Annotated in this window: 21 protein-coding genes; 7 read left to right on the top strand and 14 right to left on the bottom strand. The window is 39.4% G+C overall.

The genetic code is table 11. The features are described from left to right. Nucleotides 1–286: 286 nt before the first annotated feature. From ABD930_RS15735 to ABD930_RS15700, 8 genes are all read right to left on the bottom strand, one after another. Nucleotides 287–1,210, bottom strand: coding sequence for a Dyp-type peroxidase (locus tag ABD930_RS15735; protein ID WP_345232813.1), 924 nt, complete (start codon nt 1,208–1,210; stop codon nt 287–289). A gap of 113 nt (nt 1,211–1,323) precedes the next feature. After that, nucleotides 1,324–2,307 (bottom strand): succinylglutamate desuccinylase/aspartoacylase family protein, encoded by a 984-nt coding sequence (locus tag ABD930_RS15730; protein ID WP_345232811.1) that lies wholly within the window; start codon nt 2,305–2,307, stop codon nt 1,324–1,326. 143 nt (nt 2,308–2,450) lie between these two features. Then, the gene (locus tag ABD930_RS15725) at nt 2,451–2,693 is read right to left on the bottom strand and encodes a hypothetical protein (protein ID WP_345232809.1); all 243 of its coding nucleotides are present in this window, start codon (nt 2,691–2,693) and stop codon (nt 2,451–2,453) included. 302 nt (nt 2,694–2,995) lie between these two features. Then, nucleotides 2,996–5,473, bottom strand: a complete 2,478-nt coding sequence (locus ABD930_RS15720; protein WP_345232807.1) for a TonB-dependent receptor — start codon at nt 5,471–5,473, stop codon at nt 2,996–2,998. Between the two features lie 162 nt (nt 5,474–5,635). Continuing rightward, entirely contained in the window at nt 5,636–6,085 is a 450-nt protein-coding gene (locus tag ABD930_RS15715) for a hypothetical protein (RefSeq protein ID WP_345232805.1), read from the bottom strand. Between the two features lie 42 nt (nt 6,086–6,127). Beyond that, nucleotides 6,128–6,277, bottom strand: coding sequence for a hypothetical protein (locus tag ABD930_RS15710; protein WP_345232803.1), 150 nt, complete (start codon nt 6,275–6,277; stop codon nt 6,128–6,130). A gap of 75 nt (nt 6,278–6,352) precedes the next feature. Beyond that, nucleotides 6,353–7,765, bottom strand: a complete 1,413-nt coding sequence (locus ABD930_RS15705; RefSeq protein ID WP_345232801.1) for an alkaline phosphatase — start codon at nt 7,763–7,765, stop codon at nt 6,353–6,355. A gap of 495 nt (nt 7,766–8,260) precedes the next feature. Further along, nucleotides 8,261–9,154: a diacylglycerol/lipid kinase family protein gene (locus ABD930_RS15700; RefSeq protein WP_345232799.1), complete on the bottom strand. Its 894-nt coding sequence runs from the start codon at nt 9,152–9,154 to the stop codon at nt 8,261–8,263. 37 nt (nt 9,155–9,191) lie between these two features. Between ABD930_RS15700 and ABD930_RS15695 the strand changes: the two genes are divergently transcribed. Continuing rightward, nucleotides 9,192–10,169 (top strand): App1 family protein phosphatidate phosphatase, encoded by a 978-nt coding sequence (locus tag ABD930_RS15695; RefSeq protein WP_345232796.1) that lies wholly within the window; start codon nt 9,192–9,194, stop codon nt 10,167–10,169. A 7-nt stretch (nt 10,170–10,176) separates the two neighbouring features. On the opposite strand, the gene ABD930_RS15690 is transcribed toward ABD930_RS15695, so the two are convergent. Beyond that, nucleotides 10,177–10,764: an RNA polymerase sigma factor gene (locus tag ABD930_RS15690; protein WP_345232794.1), complete on the bottom strand. Its 588-nt coding sequence runs from the start codon at nt 10,762–10,764 to the stop codon at nt 10,177–10,179. Nucleotides 10,765–11,187: 423 nt separating this feature from the next. On the opposite strand from ABD930_RS15690, the gene uvrA reads away from it, so the two are divergent. From uvrA to ABD930_RS15660, 6 genes are all read left to right on the top strand, one after another. Continuing rightward, nucleotides 11,188–13,983, top strand: a complete 2,796-nt coding sequence (uvrA, locus tag ABD930_RS15685) for an excinuclease ABC subunit UvrA (RefSeq protein WP_345232792.1) — start codon at nt 11,188–11,190, stop codon at nt 13,981–13,983. 423 nt (nt 13,984–14,406) lie between these two features. Then, on the top strand, nt 14,407–14,844 hold the full coding sequence (locus tag ABD930_RS15680; protein WP_345232790.1) for an RrF2 family transcriptional regulator: 438 nt from the start codon (nt 14,407–14,409) through the stop codon (nt 14,842–14,844). A gap of 270 nt (nt 14,845–15,114) precedes the next feature. Next, complete coding sequence (gene cobA / locus ABD930_RS15675; protein ID WP_345232788.1) at nt 15,115–15,915, top strand: uroporphyrinogen-III C-methyltransferase; 801 nt, start codon at nt 15,115–15,117, stop codon at nt 15,913–15,915. A 157-nt stretch (nt 15,916–16,072) separates the two neighbouring features. Further along, a complete protein-coding gene (locus ABD930_RS15670) occupies nt 16,073–17,242 on the top strand; it encodes a trans-sulfuration enzyme family protein (protein WP_345232786.1) in 1,170 nt (389 codons plus the stop codon). A gap of 134 nt (nt 17,243–17,376) precedes the next feature. Next, on the top strand, nt 17,377–17,799 hold the full coding sequence (locus tag ABD930_RS15665) for an OsmC family protein (protein ID WP_345232784.1): 423 nt from the start codon (nt 17,377–17,379) through the stop codon (nt 17,797–17,799). Between the two features lie 88 nt (nt 17,800–17,887). Then, a complete protein-coding gene (locus ABD930_RS15660) occupies nt 17,888–18,418 on the top strand; it encodes a YceI family protein (protein ID WP_345232782.1) in 531 nt (176 codons plus the stop codon). Between the two features lie 11 nt (nt 18,419–18,429). Here ABD930_RS15660 and ABD930_RS15655 read toward each other — a convergent pair whose 3' ends face one another. Genes ABD930_RS15655 through ABD930_RS15635 form a run of 5 tightly spaced genes read right to left on the bottom strand, consistent with a single transcriptional unit; the run spans nt 18,430 to nt 22,114 of the window. Further along, nucleotides 18,430–19,404 carry a bifunctional riboflavin kinase/FAD synthetase gene (locus tag ABD930_RS15655; protein WP_345232780.1) on the bottom strand — a complete coding sequence of 325 codons (975 nt, stop codon included), beginning with the start codon at nt 19,402–19,404 and terminating at the stop codon, nt 18,430–18,432. Between the two features lie 45 nt (nt 19,405–19,449). Beyond that, nucleotides 19,450–20,172: a tRNA pseudouridine(55) synthase TruB gene (truB, locus tag ABD930_RS15650; protein WP_345232778.1), complete on the bottom strand. Its 723-nt coding sequence runs from the start codon at nt 20,170–20,172 to the stop codon at nt 19,450–19,452. Next, nucleotides 20,172–20,966, bottom strand: coding sequence for an undecaprenyl-diphosphate phosphatase (locus tag ABD930_RS15645; protein ID WP_345232776.1), 795 nt, complete (start codon nt 20,964–20,966; stop codon nt 20,172–20,174). The genes truB and ABD930_RS15645 overlap by 1 nt, the downstream gene beginning before the upstream one ends. Nucleotides 20,967–20,978: 12 nt before the next feature. Then, a complete protein-coding gene (locus ABD930_RS15640; protein ID WP_345232774.1) occupies nt 20,979–21,215 on the bottom strand; it encodes a DUF3098 domain-containing protein in 237 nt (78 codons plus the stop codon). Between the two features lie 20 nt (nt 21,216–21,235). Further along, nucleotides 21,236–22,114, bottom strand: coding sequence for a cell division protein FtsX (locus tag ABD930_RS15635; RefSeq protein WP_345232772.1), 879 nt, complete (start codon nt 22,112–22,114; stop codon nt 21,236–21,238). Nucleotides 22,115–22,149 lie beyond the last annotated feature (35 nt).

Genomic DNA, 22,149 nt, shown 5'->3' with positions numbered 1-22,149 from the left:
AAACTCCCAATGGAAGAGCACATATTGAATACTACTTTAATGGGAAGCGTCAAAATGCCAAGTTAACTTCCCATGTTTATTTTATTGAAAATCCTGATATTTCGATTTATGTTGAGCAGAATCTAATCGTTTCCATAAGCTGTCGAGAAGAAGGTATCTATAAGGGCAGAAATATGATTGGGATGTTTATTGATGAATTTATGAAATACTATGAATTGATACCAATAGGAGCTGCGGATGAATTGTGTTTCGAAGAGGACAATGTCCCACAGTATGTTTACGAATTTTATTTTCCAAAGCTATCCAGCATTTCAAAGGTCGGTACAAAGAACAATGTTCCTGTTTTTGCCGTACTGAAATCCAATATCCGGTCGTAGTTCCCTTCTGGTGAGCCTATGAACATATTGGTCAGCATCTTTTTCACCGTATTAAATGAACTAGCATAAGCGATGAAATACGTTCCCATATCATTGGTTGAAATATTTCCAAAAGGCATATTATCCCGTACTATTTTAAGATCATCGCCCACATTGGCCAGTGCCGAGTGCGCGTTGGATGGCTTCACATCATCTGGCATTTCTATATCATCCGTTTTGGATCTGCCAATTACCTTTTCCTGTTCACTAACTGGCAAAGATCTCCATGCTTGTATATTGTGTATATATTTCTGTACGAATAGATAGCTGCCACCTTTATAATAGGGATCTTCATCGCCTATGATACCAAAATATTCCCTGTCTGCACCATGCGGGTTCTCCGTGCCATCCACAAAGCCCAAAATACTCCGGCTGTCCCAATATCGGAACCCGTGGATTTCCTCAACACTTACAGCAGCCTCCGCTAATGTTTCCGTAATGGCTGAAGCAGCATCTATACAAAAACTATAAGCATCAGAACGGATATGCATGTGCAGATCACCTTTCGTGGCTACCGCGGTATGCTTGGTACCTATAATGGGTTTAAATCTTTCGAATTCTTTCGGAAGCGGCTGAGGAAGTTTCAATAAATGCCAGGTATCAAAACCAATACCCAACACTACACTTGCTTTCGCATGCGGGAAACGTGTATTGGCTGAATTATTGAGGTTGCTGATTAGCGCACAAAGCCGATTGAACGCATCATTGACGGCAACGCCCTCTTTAAAATTCCACACCATAAAGATGGTGTTGTTATTGGGATAGTCAACTACGTTTTGCGAATTGATGCTCATAAAAAAACTAAATAAAAAATGCTATTATATTCATATGTATATCGGCTAATTTATATAAAATGTCATACCCCAAGTAGAAGATCGAAAAGAAGATACGAAGTTCAACTTTCAAGTTAATGACCAATACAAAAAAGCGTTTCACCTACATTAACCGGAGGTGTGCCTACTTTATATAGTACAATCCCGCTTACAGGTGATGTTACCTGGCACATGGTATTGCCAAAATCATCCGTAATATATCCAATGTTTTGGTCTTTTGAAACAGCATCTCCACTTTTAACCGAACTGTAAAATATACCCTTTTCGTGAACCCTTACATACGATTGGTTATGAAGGTATTTTCTGGATGCTTTAGCAAATGTTTTTTCCGTCTTGTACATTCCTAAATAGCTTAGCATATTATAAACGGCATTTTTTATCAAGCCTACATTTTTTGATTGTACGGTTCCGAGTTTTCCTGCCTCTATACTTAATGCAACAATTCCGTCCTGCACAGCCTGTTTAAAAGCATATTTAGCTGGTTCTGTCTTTGCAATGTTGTATGGATAGGAGACAATGTATTCCATGCCTGAAGCCTCACTTAACAGGCGGGCTTGTTCTGTTTGTTTCGCTTCTTCCTGATCATTATAATAACAAACAAAAGGAAGCAGGTCTTCACTGGCGTCGCCACCGTGAATGTCTAAAAAAACTTCCGTATTGGGAATGATTTCTTTTGTGATCCAGTGTGCAATCTGCTCCGTGATACTTCCGGAAGAAGATCCGGGGAAAGTAGTATTCAGATTTTTCCCGTCTACGGGGTTGACAAAGGGAGAACGCTGATAAAACGATGCCGTGTTAGCAATAGGCAAAATAATGAGCGTACCTTGAAGCCGGTTGGTGTCTATTTCTTTCATTAACTCCTGTACAGCTATTATCGGTGGATATTCATAGCCATGCACTCCGGCTACAATAGCAAATACAGTTCCCGGATTTTTTCCTTTAATGATGGTGAGCGGCATATACTCCAGTTCATTTTCCTTATCAAAAGAGATAAGCGTATTTATCCGCTCTCCATTGTTTGTCTGTTTAAGAATGCGGTCAAGATTTTGCGCCTGCATCGTGAATGTTGATATTATTAAAATTAATATAGTAGCGATTATTCTCATTGTATCTGTATAGTTGATCCTTTTCCTCTTTGCGCAGCCTCTCTTTTCAAATTATCAAAAATATTAAAATTACCGGCAATTATCGTACTTCATCATCAATTGTATTTCATTAAAACGCCTCTTCTTTCATTCATTCCGTTATTTGTCATTTTACCTACAACATTTCCTGTTACTACAGCATTAGGTACAGAATCCATTGGACTTGCATTGTCACTACAAGCAAAAAAATTTGTTACCATTATTTTCTGAAAAAATACTTCAAACAATCCTGCTTTGCCAATTTCTTCTTGTATGGTATCGCTATCGTAAAGAACATTTTTGCACTGCCAAACATTCAAAACGGTTTTTGCTGATGAATTTACCTTGTCTGTATGTTTGTGCTTCTCTTGTGATAACGGTAAAAATCATATAATCGCTTTGGGAAATGGTGACAACAATTAGAAATAAGTTTTACTATTTGATCGCCGTCCAACGAGTGAATCAAAGTGCAGCAAAATATACCGTATTGGTTGTTGTCAAAAGATATATTAGATACAGAAACGCTATTGCGGTTTTGGATATTTCAATTCCTGTAGTGGTCATTCCATTGTCTTGAAAAACTTTTGCATTTGTTTAACGCCCTGTTTACAGATTTCCTAACTTATAGAGGCAATATAACCTTGAAACTGAAATTGCGACCCATATTATATATTCCATAGCGGCCGCTTGGAGATTGTTCATAGTATTCAAAATATTTAAGCCGATTTAAATGGGATTGATAGGCAATGTTAAACAAGTTCTCTGCTTCAAGAAACACCCGTAACCAGGTGCTTTTGCTATCCTTCTTTTTAATAGTAGCACCAAGACCACAGTTAATAAGGGTATAGTCCGAAGTAGCCGTTTCAGCTCCATCTACGGCATAAAAGTGGTTTTGTGCGCTGTTGTGATCCACTTCAACCTTGAAGTAGGGCGAATCAAAGATACCGAGAGCCTTTTGGGCACTAATCTTGACGGTTGAGCGGATATGCAGTGGAGGGATTAAGGGCAGATATTTGGCATCCTTCCCGTATTGGTTAAGCAGTGATTGATCTTTATTAAGTCCTACTACGTAGGCCATGCTATTGTTCCAAGTAAGCCAGGGCAGTTGTGAGGGGTGCAAGTTAACACTCCACTCCATTCCGTATAATCGGGCTTTAGATTGTTGGTACTGGTAAGTGGTATTTCCAGGAACGATAACGATTGGGTTACCGTTGGTATCTGTTAACCTAGACTGATAGATGTAATGTTGGATGTCATTATTGAAGAGTTCCAGTCCGAGATCTAGGGCTTTAGTGTAATATAAGATGCCGAAGTCCTCCTGTAAATTGAATTCTGGAACGAAAGAGCGATTGCCTAGGTATACGATGTGGGCTCCCGGATCAAGACCATTGGACCCAATTTCGGTGATGTTTGGCGAACGATATCCTCTGGCGATATTTCCCTTCAAGACGAGTCTGTCCGTTAGGTTATAGGCCGCTCCGAAACTGCCGGAAATGCCTTGATACCGATGACTAAAAGCAGGGAATTGTAGTTCGGTATCAGGGTCTGTTGGTTTTTTGATATGTCTGTCGAAATCGGTCGAAGGATTAAGGCCTACATAAAAGTCTTCCCATGTTAGATGTCTGCTATCGTAACGTAAGCCTCCAGACAGATCTATTTTCCCAATGGAACGTTTGGCAAAGAAATAGGCGCCAATATCAAACAGGTTATAGTCAGGGATAGGAAAGTCGGTGGCATTCCCGCTACGGTTGGTTTGGTACATACCATTTACACCAAAGGTGCTCTCGATTCCATAAATCGGGTGAACGGCGTATTTCACCTCATAGGTTAAGGTATTCAGGCTAACGTCAAGCCCTGCCTGCTCTGGTTGCGTAGGATGATTGTATTCCCGTCGGACACTACGCTGACCACCAAAAGTAAGATTTACCTGATCATCACCGAGCCTGAAGGTATTGACGCTATATATGCGATAATACTGGACATGCTGGTGCAAGGGGTTGATACGATAGCTTCTGAGTTTGTCATCTGGTACAATTGGTCGGTTTTTAATATCGTCACCATCATCCAATAGCTGTTTGGTAAACTTTCGGGTAAGAGAATCGCGGCTACCATCAGGAATCTCTTGGAGATTGTCGTACAGGGTTGCGCCGAGTTTGGTATTCCCCCAGGACCTATCTACCTGTACAGAACCCGACAGGTCATACTCCCGAAAAGCTGTACCATAAACGGGACCATCCACTTTGTTGGTGTAGCTTTGTGCTGTTTTAGCGCTCCCCCGGAAAAGATAGGTCCAATCTCCATGTTGGTATCCTAAACCTAAGGATGATCCAATGAGCCTATTATTACTATGATAGTCCAAAGTGAAATCACCAGCAAACGGTTTTTTACTAAAATCAGGCGTAGCAGGGAGAAAATTGATAACACCGGCAAGTGCGTCTGAACCATAAGTAAGGCTAGCAGGGCCCTTGATCACTTCCACACGGGAGATACCATACGGATCGATTTCTATACCGTGTTCATCGCCCCATTGCTGGCCCTCCTGACGCATACCATCATACAACGTTAAAACCCGGTTATACCCAAGTCCACGGATAAAGGGCTTGGAAACGTTGGGTCCTGTGGATACGGAACTTACTCCGGGTACGGTTTTCGACAGTACATCGATCGCGTTATTATTGATATTTTGTTCTATAACCGATTTATTGACAACGGTAATGGGTACAGGACTCTTGCGTAGGGCTTCGCCTCGGCTTATTCCTGTAACGACCACTTCATCCAGATTAGACTGTTTTTTTTGTAAAAAGGCATTGACAACGGTTGTACCATTTGGTTCTACTTTTATGGGTATGCGATATTGATCATACCCAATACCAGAGAAAATGATTGTGTAATTTCCAATGGGTGTTTTTTCTAGTAGGTAATAACCTTGGTCGTCGGTTATGGTACCGATCGTAGAACCGGAAATGGATACCGAGATAGCCGGTACTGGGACGCTGTCTGCCATAACCAGACCTTTAATAGTTCCTTGTTGTGCATATACGGGAAGTACCAATAATGCAAAGAAGAAAATAAGGAAATAAAATTTTATAGGAGTAAACATTTAATGAAGATTTAATAGTCATTAATAACCGGGTATAGTGCAAATGAAAAGGAAACAGACATTCCTTACCCCTTGCTGATGATAAGAAAATCATCCGCCCAATGATGTTCAGTGATGTGTACGTGCCTCGGATGGTATTTGTCCGGATCAGGGTTTTTCCTTTTAGTTAATGACTGGAGGGCCTCGGAGAAAGGAGCAGAAGATAGCGATCAAAGGAATGTTGAAGGCTTGCCGGTAACCGATAATACACCATGTGCTTTCTATAACCTTTGCTTGATACGGTGCCGTTACCAATAGAAACATAGCATGGAAGACAGCGTCTAATAAGACATATTCACTTTTAGTATGCTGGTGTGAAGTGTTTTTGGGAAATGGATGCGCATGGACGATAATTGTTCCGTCAGCGAAGCGGTGGACATGCTGAAACAAGACGTTGTTGGCAAGGATCGCAAGAAAAAGACATAGCTGAAACCAAGCAATGAGCTGCCTGAGATAATCTTTCCGCTGTTGTGTCAATATATGCCGCATAAGGATATGCTTCACCGTTTTAACTAAGCTATTACCATAAGCAATATGCTTAAGGATGTTAGTTGTATTAAATAATCTGCTCATATATTATCTAGACAAAAAGCGCAATTTTCCGCTTTTGTCCTTTTAAATATGCGCGGGCGCTATAAAGTAGGCCGTTAACAGAACAAATAAAAAAAGCACTGACGCCACTATAATCAGCAATATCTTGATCAAACGATATTTCGTCGACTTTTGTGGATCGCCTGACGTTTTCTGTTGTTCTGATGGTTTCATATCTGTTAATTTGGAAAAGTTTTTATTTCTACCTCTCCATAGTCATAATGCGTGATAAAGCAATGCAGGTATTTGCTATGAAAGTGGAACACCTGCTGTTTCCAATAAAAAGTTATGCAGCTCAACGTTTCTGACAAAGGGCTTGAGCCGCTCACTGCCTGGTCCAAACATGGCTAGTTCTACATAGTCTGCTGAATGATCCATAGCACCCCAACCCACAGACAAGTGATTTTCCTGTATCTGCGCCAATAATTTGAAAGGAAGCTTTCGGGGATTGTATAAGCCCTCTCCATCGCGTGTTTGGTAATGATCTAGCAACTGTTTGGCTTCTTCTGTAGTGATAGCGTAACCCTGAGCAAAATGAATGCGCTCTACGAGTGAAGCTGGACTATCGGTTTTATTCACCCTATTTAATATCCAATCATTTGTGTATTTGAAATGCTGGATGCGGTCAAAGTTCTCATTGGCTTTGCTTCCGTAAAACAGTCCTGGATTGGCGTTCCCATGATCGGTGGTGATTACGACTAAGGTTTCCTTGTCCTTTTCCGCAAAACGGATCGCTTCGGCGATAGCATCGTCAAAAGCAATTTGGTCATAGATCAAAGCTCCTGCGTCATTGGCATGAGCAGCCCAATCCACTTTTCCCCCTTCAACTTGTAGGACAAAACCTTTTGGATTATTTTTCATACGTTCGATGGCCGCTTTTGTCATTTCTGCCAGGCTAGGCGTTGCGGATACCAATGTTTTACTATTGGACCTGTCCAATGCATAGGGTAATCCGTCTTCATGGAAAACACCTATTACCGGTTGGTTATCATTTCCAGCTAAATTAAAGAGGTCATCGCGGTTATTCAACACCGAAAAACCGGAAGATCGGTATTTTTTAAAAAGATCTTGCTTGTCGCTACGTTTTTCGGCACTGAAAAATTCTGTACCGCCTCCCATCATCACGTCGAAACGGAGGTCATGATACATCAGCGCAATCCCTGGTTGATCGGAACGTTTATCACTGTTGATACAAAAGCCTGCAGGTGTTGCATGGGTGATGGGTACAGTAGTTACGCAGCCAACCGCCTTTCCAGCGGCCTTGAACTTCTGTAGAATAGGTTTGTTAAAAGAACCGTCAGCGTTTACATTAAGCGAACCGTTGTTAACTCGTTTTCCCCCACCCCAAGAAGAACTTGCAGCAGCGGAATCTGTGATAAGTGAGCTTGCGGAGGCTGTATCCATTAATGCTCTGCTAACCCGACTTTCTTCATAAAGTGCCAGCCAGTTGCTCTGACGCCCTTCTTTGCGCTGTAAAAGCAGATTGGCCATGTTCAATGTGCCAGTACTCATTCCGTCGCTGACCATGAAAATAATGTTTTTTGCACTGCTGGTGTTGTCCGAAAACCGGTATGATTTCCGTGCTAACGTTTCAAAAGGAGAAAGCAGGGCTGCGCCTATTGCCGTGAGGGCGGTATTCTTAAAAAAATCTCTGCGTTTCATTTTCTGTCGGGTTGTAAACTAAAATGATGAAGGGTAATGCAAAATTAATTTTCAATGTCGATGACTCTGTTGAACCAAGAAATCACTCGGCGGTAATGTTCATTACCGTACAAACGTATAAATGCTATCGTTTCTGGGTGGTCTGTTTGTGTGTATACAGCTAGTCTCTTTTTAGCAAACGCTTTAGTGAGGGGGATTCTGCATTTGTCGACAATGCAGTTGCGCCAACTTTCGAAGTCCTGTGGTATCATATGTTGCTTTAACTTTTTGTAACCTTTATTTAGACTCTACTTTCGCAGATATTAAAAGCGATAAACAACAGAATCGATTTGATTACGTGTATGTGTTTTAAGTGAAACTTAGTTGCAACAAAATTAATCTTTATTTGGCTACTTCCAAATGCTTTCTATAATTTTTGACCTATTATGTTTTTAACAATTAGTATTATGGATTTTAATTTGAGCATATACATATATAATATGCAACAATAAAACATTACGTAATGAGGTATAAGGCGTGCGGTATCAATTTGGCTTCGATATGGCGGACTTTGCCCAAATATTCTCCGTCAATTTGGAAGAAGGTGTTTTCTTTTGTGTCAATTGTTACTTGGTTGGTTTGTATAATTTCTGTTTTAAAAGGATTAAAGCGGATATGAAAATTGAAACACATTTTAATGAGCTCGATAAAGGAAAACCATTTAACGATGATTACCTCGAATTGATTATCGAATAAGGAACCGATATTATTGATTTTAACGCCTGTTCCATAAGTAGTACCATTCGCTAAAATCACCATCTCTGCTTTTTTCAAGATCGTTTTTCCGTTAATGTGTAAAGCAACATGCATCTTTTTATGCCGTTTAAGTGCGCGCCAAGTTGCTTTGGCATAACCTATCATTCCGCGTTCCTGTAAGGATTGAAATTTTTTTACAATCTTGGCATTCATACCAATATCAGCTAAATGTAAACTGATTTCATGGTTAATACGCAACGCATGAATAGCCTTTGGTTTTCCATTGATAACTAGGGATAGCGCTGATTTGACATTATTTTTAAGGTTAATTTCCCTAGCCATACCATTAGCAGATCCTGCTGGAATGATCGCCAATGCTATATCTGAACCGATAATACATTCTGCAGCTAATTTTACCGTTCCATCACCGCCAACGGCTATTACCCGATTTGGACGATGTTTAGCGATATCTGCCTTTATTGTGTCGATCGAGCAGTGACTGGTCAATATATGGATATGAATACGATGCGGTGTTTGTTCAAAGAAGTTAGTGATCGCTAGGGCATAATCTATTTGTTGTTGGCCAGCACGAGGATTTACAATAAAATATAAGACTAAAGGTGAATCATGATGCATAATGTTTCTCTTACTCATTATAAAACCGTTGAAGGTTTCATATGTTTGAAAGTTGATGGAAACAGCGGTTACGATTAAAATTTATAATGGATATGGTCATCGTAAAAATCTGGTTATTTATGGACATGTTTTGAAAGGAAAGCAACGAAATGAATCGATGGAATGGAATACCAATGGATGGCGGTATACCTTCCGTATCTTACGGTTGTTTTTGTTGCGTCCACTTGGAAAGGCGCATTTGCGTCTGTTTTTTCGTGACCAAATCGTGGACACAATAGCTGAAGCTGATGGCTTTTTTAAATTTAAATGGACTTCGGTATCGCATTTAGATGCTGGTCTCCATCCAATCCGTATCGGATTGGTAAATCAACACAATAATGTTGTTTGCATGACCAAAGGTCATGTATACGTGCCGCATACCACCCAATATGTTTTTGTTTCAGATATAGATGATACGGTATTAATTTCCCATTCAGCAACGGTTTGGAAAAGGCTACGTGAATTACTGGTTAAAAATATTTACCAAAGACAATTATTTACGGATAATGTTTACTGGTATCAATTGCTTTCCTTGTCGGACACCAAGCAAGAGTGTTCAAACCCATTTTTTTATGTCTCCAGCAGCGAGTGGAATCTATACGATTATTTACACGACATATTTAAGTATAACCAGCTTCCTTCTGGTTCTTTTTTATTAAGTCATTTTAAACGCTGGTTTGATTTTTTTAAGACAGGAAGAACCGACCACAACGACAAATACAGGCGTATTAGCCGTCTATTGCGGGTTTTTCCAAAACAAAAATTTGTCTTGATTGGTGATAATTCGCAGCGTGATCCGATGATATATGCTGCTTTGGCAACGAATTATCCAAATCGAATCAAGGCCATATATATACGTAATATTAAAAAGAAAAGAGCTACAAAAACGTTGCAGCTCTTAGAAAGTATGTCTGATACCGAGATCAGCATCTGTTTGTTTAACACGAATAATGACGCAATTAATCATTCCAAAGCCATCGGCTTAATAAGCTAGGAATAACCTAGCCTGTTTTTAAAACAACCTCTGAGGTAGAAATCATTTTTCTAAGGTTGTTAAGCGCATAACGCATCCTTCCTAAAGCCGTATTAATGCTGACATCCGTTATTTCAGCAATCTCTTTAAAACTCATTTCTCCGTAATGACGCATAATAAGCACCTCTTTTTGGTCGTCTGGGAGGAGTTGAATCATTTTTCGCAAGTCTTTATGCGTTTGCTGTCTGATCATTTTCTCTTCTGTGCTTTCATCGTAGAAAGGTAAGATGTCGAAAATATCAAAACCCTCGCTATTTGCAATTAAGGGTGCACGTTTCTCTTTGCGATAATAATCAATAACAAGGTTATGGGCAATACGCATAGCCCAAGGTAGAAATTTACCTTCGTCATTATATCTTCCAGCTTGTAAGGTACGGATTACTTTTATAAACGTATCCTGAAAAAGATCCTCTGCTAAATAAGGGTCTTTTACCAATAAATAGATGGATGTATAAATTTTAGATTGATATCGATGGATTAATTCCTCTATTGCGGCACCTTCGCCAGCTAAATACAAGTGAATTAGTTGTCGGTCAGTTTTCTTTTGCAGTGTCATGCTATGCTACTTTTCGTCTTTTCGTCTAGTAAAAAGTGTTTTAAGTAGTTTTTTTCTCTATAGCAGTTCCTCCTAATGCATTAACTTAGGTTATCTCCTAAGTAAAAATGGACAATTAAATTTTTTCAAAGCAAAACAATTTTTTTAGAAAAACAAAGAAAAAATTAGAAAATCGTTTGTTATTTCTTTAATGCGTATTTTTGTAACGCTTATTTTTTCATTAGAATGCCTGCCTTTAATGGCAATGAGCTTTTATGAATACGATGGAAGTATACACATAAATGAATGGCTGTTTTTGTATGCCGTTACTGTAGATGGTAGTTCCCAAACGTGGGGATATAGGCATCAAGTAAATTTCTGCACATTAAGCACCACGTGTTTTTACGGAGCCCATTGAGTTGGGCTGGTTTTTAGGAAAGTTACATGACAAAGAAAATTGATTCAAACGCAAAATCTCATATATTAATTAAAGGAGCGCGAGTTCACAATCTAAAAAATATTGACGTATCGGTACCGAAAAATAAATTGGTCGTGATAACGGGGATGTCTGGTTCGGGAAAATCTTCTCTCGCCTTTGATACGCTCTACGCAGAGGGACAAAGGCGGTATGTAGAGAGTTTGTCTGCCTATGCTCGGCAGTTTATGGGCAGAATGAATAAACCTGAAGTAGATTATATTAAAGGAATAGCTCCTGCCATTGCTATTGAGCAGAAGGTGATCACCAGTAATCCACGATCAACCGTAGGAACCTCAACTGAAATTTATGATTATCTTAAGCTATTGTTTGCCCGCATAGGGAAGACGATCTCACCAATATCAGGTAAGGTAGTTAAGAAAGATTCGGTGACCGATGTTGTGAATTTTGCGACAGCACTCGCTGAAGATACGGTAATCACTATTTTTAGTCCGTTACATCCTCACAATCAACGAAAACTCAAAGAAGAACTAGCTGTTCTTTTGCAAAAAGGTTTCATACGTGTAGAGTATAAGGGTAAAATAGCTAAAATTGAGGATTTACTGGAGGATAAACAACTTGGAAACGTTCAGGTAACTTTAGGAGATTTAAGGATTGTTGTTGATCGAATCCGTATTAGCGATGAAGATGAAACGATTAGTAGAATTGCAGACTCTGTACAGACGGCTTTTTTCGAGGGGAAGGGAGATTGTTACCTTCGCGTAGCGGATGAGGAACATTTCTTTTGCGATCGATTTGAATTAGACGGGATAACCTTTGAAGAACCCACTCCGAACTTCTTCAGCTTTAATAACCCTTATGGTGCGTGTAGCCGGTGCGAAGGTTATGGAAAAATCATTGGTATCGATGCTGATTTGGTTATCCCAGACAAAAGTAAATCCGTTTACGACGGGGCCATTGCACCATGGCGTGGGGAAAAGATGGGAGAATGGTTGAATAGATTGGTAAAAGCTGCTATTAAATTTGATTTTCCTATTCATCGCGCTTATCGGGATTTAACCTTAGATCAAAAGGAAGTTTTATGGACGGGCAATCGCTTTTTTAAAGGATTAAATGAGTTTTTTAAAGAATTAGAAGAACAGACCTATAAAATCCAATACCGGGTCATGTTATCCCGATATCGGGGTAAAACCGATTGCCCCGACTGTAAAGGTACCCGCCTACGCAAAGATGCTTCTTATGTGAAGGTGGGAGGCAAGTCTATTTTGGAACTCGTGTTAATGCCACTGGATGAGCTGTTGCAATTTTTCGAAGATTTAAGCCTGACCAAGAATGAGGAAATCATTGCTAAACGGTTGTTGACCGAAATTATCAATAGGATTCGCTTTTTAACGGAAGTTGGATTAAGCTACTTAACCTTAAACCGATTATCCAATACGCTCTCAGGAGGGGAATCACAGCGAATTAATTTAGCCACTTCTTTAGGGAGCTCATTGGTAGGTTCTATTTATGTTTTGGATGAACCCAGCATAGGCTTACACCCAAAAGACACTCAAAGGCTAATCGGTGTGCTCCAATCGTTACGTAATGTAGGAAATACGGTATTAGTCGTAGAGCATGAAGAAGAAATGATGCAAGCGGCTGATTATTTGATTGATATTGGTCCAGAAGCTGGGGTAAATGGTGGTCAATTGGTTTTTTCCGGAACCTACGATGCCATTTTAAAAGATCAACATAGTTTAACTGGAAGGTACCTAAATGGATCAGAAAAAATCAGTGTTCCAGCTAACCGCAGAAAATGGCAACATTTTATCGAAATAAAAGGAGCCAGAGAAAATAATTTGAAGGACATTGATGTAAAGTTCCCCTTATATACCTTTACCGTTGTTTCCGGTGTGTCAGGGTCAGGAAAAACGTCTTTGGTAAAGCGGATTTTATACCCCGCTTTGCAGAAGGCAACAGGAAATTATTCAGGCGAACAAACAGGAGCGTTTGACAGTTTAGAGGGAGATTTAGGAATGGTAGAACGCGTTGAATTGGTGGATCAGAACCCCATTGGTCGATCGTCACGTTCAAATCCGGTAACCTATGTGAAAGCGTGGGATGACATTCGAACACTTTTTAGTAACCAACCTGCTGCTAAAGCTGCCGGATTAAAACCAGCTGCTTTTTCATTTAATGTTGAAGGGGGGAGATGTGATGTCTGTCAAGGAGAAGGAGAAGTGAAGATAGAGATGCAGTTCATGGCAGATATTTACCTAAGCTGTGAAGCTTGTGGTGGCAGACGTTTTAAACAACAGGTGTTGGATGTTACATGGCATGATAAAAATGTCTACGACATTTTAGAATTAACTGTTGATGAAGCATTGTTTTTTTTTCAAGGGCAAGCTAAGATTTTAGCCAAATTACAACCGCTGGCAGATGTCGGTCTTGGTTATGTAAAATTAGGACAATCTTCCAATACGTTATCAGGAGGAGAAGCGCAACGAATTAAATTAGCCTCTTTCTTAGTAAAGGGAAACAATAGTAAAAATACCTTATTTATCTTTGATGAACCAACCACGGGTCTTCATTTCCATGACATTAAGAAATTATTAAAATCGTTTGATGCCCTTATAGCCCAAGGCAATACCATTCTGGTCATTGAGCACAATATGGATATTATTAAATGTGCAGATTGGGTGATTGATATTGGTCCTGAAGGAGGAGAAAGAGGGGGGGATTTGGTGTTTGAAGGAACACCGGAAGAGCTGATAAAGCAAGAAGCTTCCTATACCGGACAGTTCTTAAAAAAGCATATTTAAAGGCGCCACGTTCTCTTGTCCGAAAAAGTAAAGTATTTTACAAAGGTAACCAAAGAGCTTGGTGGAGCGTTCTTATGAGCGCCTTTGGGCATACATCATTATACGAATAACTCGCTTTAAAATTTACAGGAACGCTAGCGCATCCTACTGCACTTTGTAAATTTTGGACGCAACATTTTCAGTAAACAAAAGGAGAAGCTTTTAACCCGGACGTATCGTATTGCCTATTTTCAATGATTGACACCACCTGCATGAATTGCCACATTTAGATAAGGTATGCATTATTCATGCAGCTTCATTGTCATCAAAAACGTCGCGTAGCGGTCTCATTGATATCGCTAAGGGACAGACAATAGAATCATATAAACAATTTATTCTAATGAAAAATTCGTAAATTTACACGTTCACACTAAGTTAGAAGATATGCTATCTAAAAAATCTAAATATGCAATTAAGGCACTGATCGTATTGGGTAAAAACTATGGAAAAGAGCCTATGCAAATTTTAAAGATCGCGGAAGAAGAGAATATTCCAAAAAAATTTTTAGAACAAATACTATTGGAAATGCGTAACGCCGGAATTCTATATAGTAAAAAAGGAGCAGGGGGCGGTTATAGCTTAAATAAAGATCCAGAAGATATTCGACTCTCTCAAGTAATTCGGCTTACCGATGGGCCGATTGCTTTACTACCCTGTGTCAGCCTGAACTTTTACAGAAGATGTGATGAATGTAAAACCGAAGAAACTTGTGGCATCAGGGATACTTTTGTAGATGTACGGAACGCTATGTTACAGATATTAAATGATACGAGCATTGCTGATATTATTAAACGAGAAAACAATCTTGCCCTAGGCTTATAATCCTTTTAAAAATAATTATCCTGATTATCAGTTGTTTAATCTGCTTTTTGGTTTTCTTTGAATTAAAAACTACTAAATTGGTATATTTTATATATATTTGCCATATGAAAGAAAGACAAGGTATTACCAACGGATTTAATAAGCAATACAAAAACTGCATGTGCAGTTGTATTGATTATTAGAAGAGGGTAGGTGCTACTGTCTAAAAACCTCTTCAGTTTTGCTGGTGAGGTTTTTTTGTAAGATAGAATAGTATAGGAGGTAAAATATATGGAAAGGCAAGTCACTGATGTTCAAAAAATATATGTAGAACCTAAAATTACATTAGTGGGCGCTGGTCCAGGCGATCCAGACTTGATCAGTGTTAAAGGTATTAAAGCTTTAAAGGCAGCTGATGTCGTTATTTACGATGCATTGGTGGATGAAGCTTTACTAAGCTATGCGCCGAAAGAGGCTACGCGCGTATACGTGGGTAATCCTTCGGGGGATGAAAATTTTTCGCAAGCTACTGTTAATCAGTTAATGGTGGATTACGCCTTGAACTTTGGACATGTGGTACGTTTAAAGGGTGGGGATCTTTTTGTTTTCGGAAGAGGCTACGAAGAGTTAGACTACGCGGCATCCTATAGTATCGAAACCGCCATAGTTCCTGGCATAAGCAGCGCCATATCGGTACCTGGATTGCAGGGCATCCCAGTAACTCATAAAGGTGATAGTGATAGTTTATGGATTTTGAGTGCTACAGACAGCCACGGCCATCTCAATAAAGAATTGAATGATGCGGTACAGAGCAGCGCTACCGTTGTTGTTCTTCTTGGTTTTGAACAACTATCTCCTATCGTAAAACGGTACCAGGAAGCTGGTAAGGGACGCTTACCCGCAGCAGTTATTCAAAATGGATCGATGAAAAATGAAAAAATAGCTATCGGCATCGTGAATACTATTGAAGAAGTAGTTGTCGAAGCAGGTATTGATAATGCTGGTCCGGTACTTCTGGTATTTGGACAAACAGTGGCTCTCCATCATAAGTTTTGTCATATTCTGAGCTTTTTGGAGCAGCATGAAGATTAAGTTTTTGATTGTTTTGGTAGAAGCACTAACGGTATAGGTTGGTGCTTTTTTGTTTCTAGTGATTTATTCACCATACCCTGATTTTTACAAAACAATTGAAATAAAAGTTTTATTGTAAATGAATTTTGTGGTAGGTTTGGTACCACAATAACGAAGGATGAAAGAACAAAGTAAATTGATACGTACGCAGGCTGCGCGCTCGCAAAATAGGGAGCATGCAGTACCGCTCTATTTAACTTCAAGTTTCATATTTGACGATGCTGAACAAGGAAGAGCTGTATTTGCTGGGGAAGAAGATGGGATTGTTTATTCTCGATATTCTAATCCAAATACCAATGAACTGATCGAGAAAGTTTGTGAAATGGAAGGCGCTGAAGCAGGATTAGCTTTTTCTTCGGGTATGGCGGCCGTATTTGCTTCTTTTGCAGCACTTTTAAAAAGTGGAGATCATATTGTAGCTTGCCGCTCGGTGTTCGGCTCTACCCATCAACTGTTTACTATTTTGTTTCCGAGATGGGGGATTACAACGACTTATGTTGACGCGGCATCTCCAGAACATTGGGAGGCGGCTATCCAATCAAATACGAAGATGATTTTCTTAGAAACACCGTCTAATCCTGGGCTAGAATTGATTGATTTGGCTTGGTTAGGTGGCTTCAAGAAAAAATATCCCAATATTATCCTGAATGTAGATAATTGCTTTGCAACCCCATACCTGCAAAAGCCCATTGCCTACGGGTTTGATTTAGTTAGTCATTCGGCAACAAAATACATGGATGGGCAAGGCAGAGTGTTAGGAGGTATAGTCGTTGGGAAACAAGAGCTGATTGATGAACTCATGTTTTTTATTCGTCATACAGGACCAGCAATGTCTCCTTTCAATGCTTGGATCATTTCTAAAAGTCTGGAAACCTTAGGACTTCGAATGGATAGACATTGTAGTAATGCTTTGGCCGTAGCCCAAATGTTAGAAGGCCATCCAGAAATAGAAGTCGTTCGGTATCCTTTCCTGCCTTCGCATCCACAATATGAGTTAGCTAAACGGCAGATGAAAGCAGGTGGAGGAATTGTGACCTTTATAATCAAAGGTGGATTTGATCGGGCCAAGCGCTTCTTAGATGCCCTACAGATGATTTTGTTTACTTCTAATTTAGGCGATTCACGGTCAATTGCTACCCACCCGGCGTCAACCACACATTCTAAATTAACCGATGAAGAAAGAGAACAGATCGGCATATACCCTGGAACTATACGGATCTCGGTTGGTTTGGAGGATGTTCAGGATATTCTGGATGATTTAAAACAAGCGTTAGAAAGTAGTAAATAACAATTGCATCTACCTAAAAGACTATTGGGAGCTAAAAGCAAGGTAAATTGATGAAACCTGCTTAAATTACCATAAACAAAAGGCTATAAATAATTTATGCAAGCTTCATTGCCCTTAAAAAACAAATTATTCTAATGAAAATAACATTAAATAGGATAAATCAGGCGGTACATTTCGAAGGTACCAGTCATTCAACCGATGTGAAAATTCATATTGATGGTTCTCCAGATATTGGTGGAGAAGGTTTAGGTGCCCGTCCGATGGAATTGGTCTTGATGGCCTTGGGTTCTTGTAGTGTGTTGGATTTGATCAGTATTTTAAAGAAACAAAAACAGGAAGTAAACGACGTTGTTATTGAGGTGGAAGGAACGAGAAGAGAGGCTATACCAGCGGTATTTACGGCTATTCATCTACTTTTTAGACTAAAAGGGGCAATAGATGAACAAAAAGCGAATAAAGCGGCTGAGCTTGCGGTAAAAAAATATTGTTCGGTGCATGATATGCTAGCTGCTGGCGGTGTAGATATTACGTATACAGTTACCATTGAGAAACAATAAACAGCAGTTGATAAAAACAAAAAATTAACGGGGCTATAAACATTAGTGCCCGTTTTTTTGTTGTTGGTAAAATAAAAAGGAGGATAAGATGTCAGTTATCTGGAAAGTTGACCCAAGCCACTCTGATGTACAATTTAAGGTAAAACATTTAGTAATATCCACGGTTATCGGAAACTTCAATACATTTGATGGAACAATAGAAACGTCCAATGAACATGATTTTTCAGCCGCAAAGATATCTTTTTCAGTCGATGCTGTAAGTATCGATACGCATGTAAAAGATAGGGATGAACATTTGCGGTCGGCCGACTTTTTTGATGCCGCAACATATCCGAAACTAACGTTCACTTCTAGCTCCTTTGTTAAGGAAAGTGATGAAGCGTATGTGTTGAAAGGAAATTTAACGATAAAAGGACATACGGAGTCGACTGTTTTTCAGGTAACTTTTGGTGGTTCAGCTAAAGACGCTTATGGAAATCTTAAGGTAGGCTTTGAGGCTACTGGAAAAATCAGTAGAAAAGCATTTGGATTAAAATGGAATGATGTAACCGAAGCGGGTTCGGTAGTCGTTGCAGACGAAGTGAAGATTATTTTGAATTTACAATTTATCAAGCAGTAAGTCTCACTGTATTAGTTGTTCAGCAATAGACGAATATGTTCTTCATCTAAGGCCAATTGTGCTGTTAATTCTTCTACACTGTCAAACTTATAATCATGACGTACAAAATGTAAAAAATGGATACGTAATGTCTTGCCATACAGATCTTCTTGAAGATCAAAAAAGTTAATTTCGATACTCCTGTTTAATCCCTTTACCGTTGGGCGAGTTCCAATGTATCCCATACCTTTTAATACCGGACCCTTTTTTGCTGGAATATATTCTCCAGTCGTCATTTCTCCTTCTTCTATTAAGTTCGCTTCTACGGCATAAATGCCATAGGCAGGGATTAGTTTATAGCTTTCAGGTACGTCAATATTTGCCGTTGGAAAGCCAATCGTTCGGCCAAGTTGTTGTCCTTTTACCACTTTACCCGTGATAGGAAAGGGATAACCTAAGTACTTATTAGCGGTTTCGATTTCGCCAATAATTAAGGCTTCGCGAATTTTGGTGGATGATACAGCAACATCGTTGATGTCTTGTTCTGGAATTTCCTGTACCGTATAGTGATATAGCTCAGCATATTTCAGTAAGTCCACTAAAGAGCCTTTCCGGTCTTTTCCAAAATGGTGGTCATATCCTATGATAATCCGTTTGGTGCCTATTTTGCTAACCAAAATTTCACGGATGTATTCTTCCGCAGATTGATTGGAAAAATCACGGCTAAAAGGCGTAATGATGAGGTGATCAATACCGCTATTTGCTAGACGATCTGCTTTCTCTTCAATGGTATTGATAAGCTTTAAACTGTCATCATCAGGATGCAAGATCATTCGTGGATGGGGAAAAAAAGTTAATAAAACCGTTTCACCATTTATTTTTTTTGCATAATCCCTTAAACTACTGATGATTTTTTGGTGACCAATATGCACCCCATCAAAAGTGCCAATGGTTACAACAGCATTATCAAGGGGTATAAAATCTTCAATATTTCTATAAATCTTCATGGAATTTATTCATCATGTATACCCGACTAACCAAGAAAATATCATTCAACAGCCGGTCTCTTTTAATGAGCGGATGTGGTTAGTAAGTTCGAGCACGTCATAGGCGTCTGCAACATGAAATTGGCCACTTCGTGTTCTTCTGAGCTTACTTAAGTAAGCCCCATTACTTAGGGCTTTTCCAAAATCATGGGCTAAAGAGCGGATATACGTTCCTTTACTGCAAACTACCCTAAAATCAACCTCTGGTAAATGAATACGGGTTAATTCAAAGGCAAAGATACTAACTTTACGGGGTTTCAACTCAACATTTTCGCCTCTTCTGGCCTTTTCGTACAAGCGTTCGCCATCAACTTTCACGGCAGAATGAGCGGGTGGATACTGTTCTAATTCGCCAACAAAGCGTTGGCAAACGTTGCGTAATTGTTCTTCGTCGAGGTGGCTCACATCAAAATATTGATTAGGCGAAGTCTCTAAATCATATGACGGAGTGGTAGCTCCTAACGTAAATGTCCCAATGTATTCTTTCTCTTGCGCCTGAAGTGCGTCAATGGTTTTGGTCAATTTGCCTGTGCAAACAATTAATAAACCTGTAGCTAAAGGGTCTAAAGTGCCGGCATGACCTACTTTCAACTTAAGGGGCTTGAGCGCATTTCTTATTTTATTGACAACATCAAAACTTGTCCATTGATAGGGTTTGTCAATCAGTAATCGTTCACCAGCTAAAAAATTGAAATCAGGGTATCCTTTCTCGTTTGTTTCCTGTTTCATTAAATTACAGCTAAACTATGGCCACTAAGCAAGAGCACAATGATTACGCCACCTACTAGAATGCGATACCATCCAAACGCTTTGAAACCGTATTTCGTCACGAAACCAATAAAGCTTTTAATAGCAATAATCGCTACGATAAAACCGACGATATTTCCTATCAGTAAAACTTGATATTCTTGAGGAGTAAATGTATTTCCAGCTTTATAAAAATCGAGCAGTTTTTTTGCCGTCGCACCGAACATAGTTGGTACAGCTAAAAAGAAGGAAAATTCTGCAGCTGCTTTGCGCGATAATTTTTGCGCCATACCACCAACGATGGTCGCTCCCGATCTCGAAGTACCTGGAATCATGGCTAAACATTGAAATAAGCCTATTTTAAGTGCAGTAACGTAGGAAATCGTATCTGAGTCGTCTGTCTGAGGCTTATTAAACCACTTGTCTACAAACAATAAAATGATGCCGCCCAATACAAGGGTGATGGCTACCGTCATTGGGCTTTCTAACATTTCATCGATTAGATCGCTAAACAATAAACCAAAGATAACGGCCGGAATGAAGGCGACAAGTAATTTAAAATAAAAGGCCCATGACCGGAAGAAGCGCTTAAAATAGAGCACAACTACGGATAATATCGTGCCTAACTGGATGGCTACTGTAAATAATTTCACAAATGCCGTAGGCGTAATTCCCATAAGGGCAGTTGCGATGATGAGGTGGCCAGTTGAGGATACGGGCAAAAATTCAGTCAACCCTTCCACGATAGCCAGAACAATCGTTTCAAATAATGTCATGTATGTGCAGGGCTATTTTTTCGGGTTTTTTAAAATAGCCACCACGCCAAGGGCAAAGCCAGCGACTACGACAATAGGGGCTAAGGTAATTTTAGTAAAACTATAAATATCGGTCTTACCAGCCATTAAAATAAATCCTATAATGACAATAGCAATACTTAGCAGCATTAATTGATAATTCAGCTTACCAAAAACAAAAGTGGATTTTTGGTCCGTTTGAGCTGTTTTCTTTTTTTCTGGAGATATCATTTGTTATGGGTTAAACTCGTTTATCGATAAAGATCGTTTATCCGTAGACGTAAATACTTGCTTACCGCAAAATAGGTACTGGCCCCGGAGATAATAATACCTAGGCAAATAACGCCAAGGAAAATTAACGCAAATTCAAAATAATTGCGCAAGATAACGATTTCCGGTATTTGCTCTTGTGCAAAATATAAGGTCACCAATAGTAGTATAATAGCAATTAAACCACCTAATAATCCATGTAAAATGCCATAGCCTAAAAATGGTCGACGGATAAAACCTTTTGTGGCGCCAACCATTTGCATGCTCTTGATAAGAAAGCGCTGTGAATAAATGGCTAAACGGATGGTGTTATTAATTAACGCTACGGCTATAATTAAGAGAATGGCTGCAAAGGCTAAGATAATTAATCCAATAACCCGAATATTTTGATTTACCATATCGATTAATGAATCTTGATAGACCACTTCTTTAACCATACTGTTGCTCGATACTTGTTTGGTGAACGTTTCGACTCCCGCTTTATTGGCATTAGCTGCCTTTAAGTATACATCAATCGAAGAAAGTAATGGATTATACCCTAAAAACTTGACAAAATCTTCTCCCAAATCATTCTGCAAATTACGGGCAGCTAATTCTTTACTGACGTATTGGGTGCGTAAAACAGCTGGGTTACTATCTAATTCTTTTTGGAGACTTAAAATATCTGCTTCTGTCACGCCGTCATTCACAATAATGTTCAGCACGATGTTTTCCTTAACATAATTGGAAAGATTCTTTGCGTGAACCAAAATGAGCCCTAATAAACCCGTCATCAGCAATACTAAGGCGATACTGATTACAGTGGAAATATAGACCGATTTGGTTTTACGTGACGATGTACTTACTTCAAATTCTTCCATAGCATACGATTTGAAATGCGAAATTAACAATTAGA

Source organism: Olivibacter ginsenosidimutans (assembly GCF_039542865.1).
GTDB classification, from domain to species: domain Bacteria; phylum Bacteroidota; class Bacteroidia; order Sphingobacteriales; family Sphingobacteriaceae; genus Olivibacter; species Olivibacter ginsenosidimutans.
Note: the sequence above shows the minus strand (reverse complement) of the source record. Positions and strands in the feature narration are given on the sequence as shown.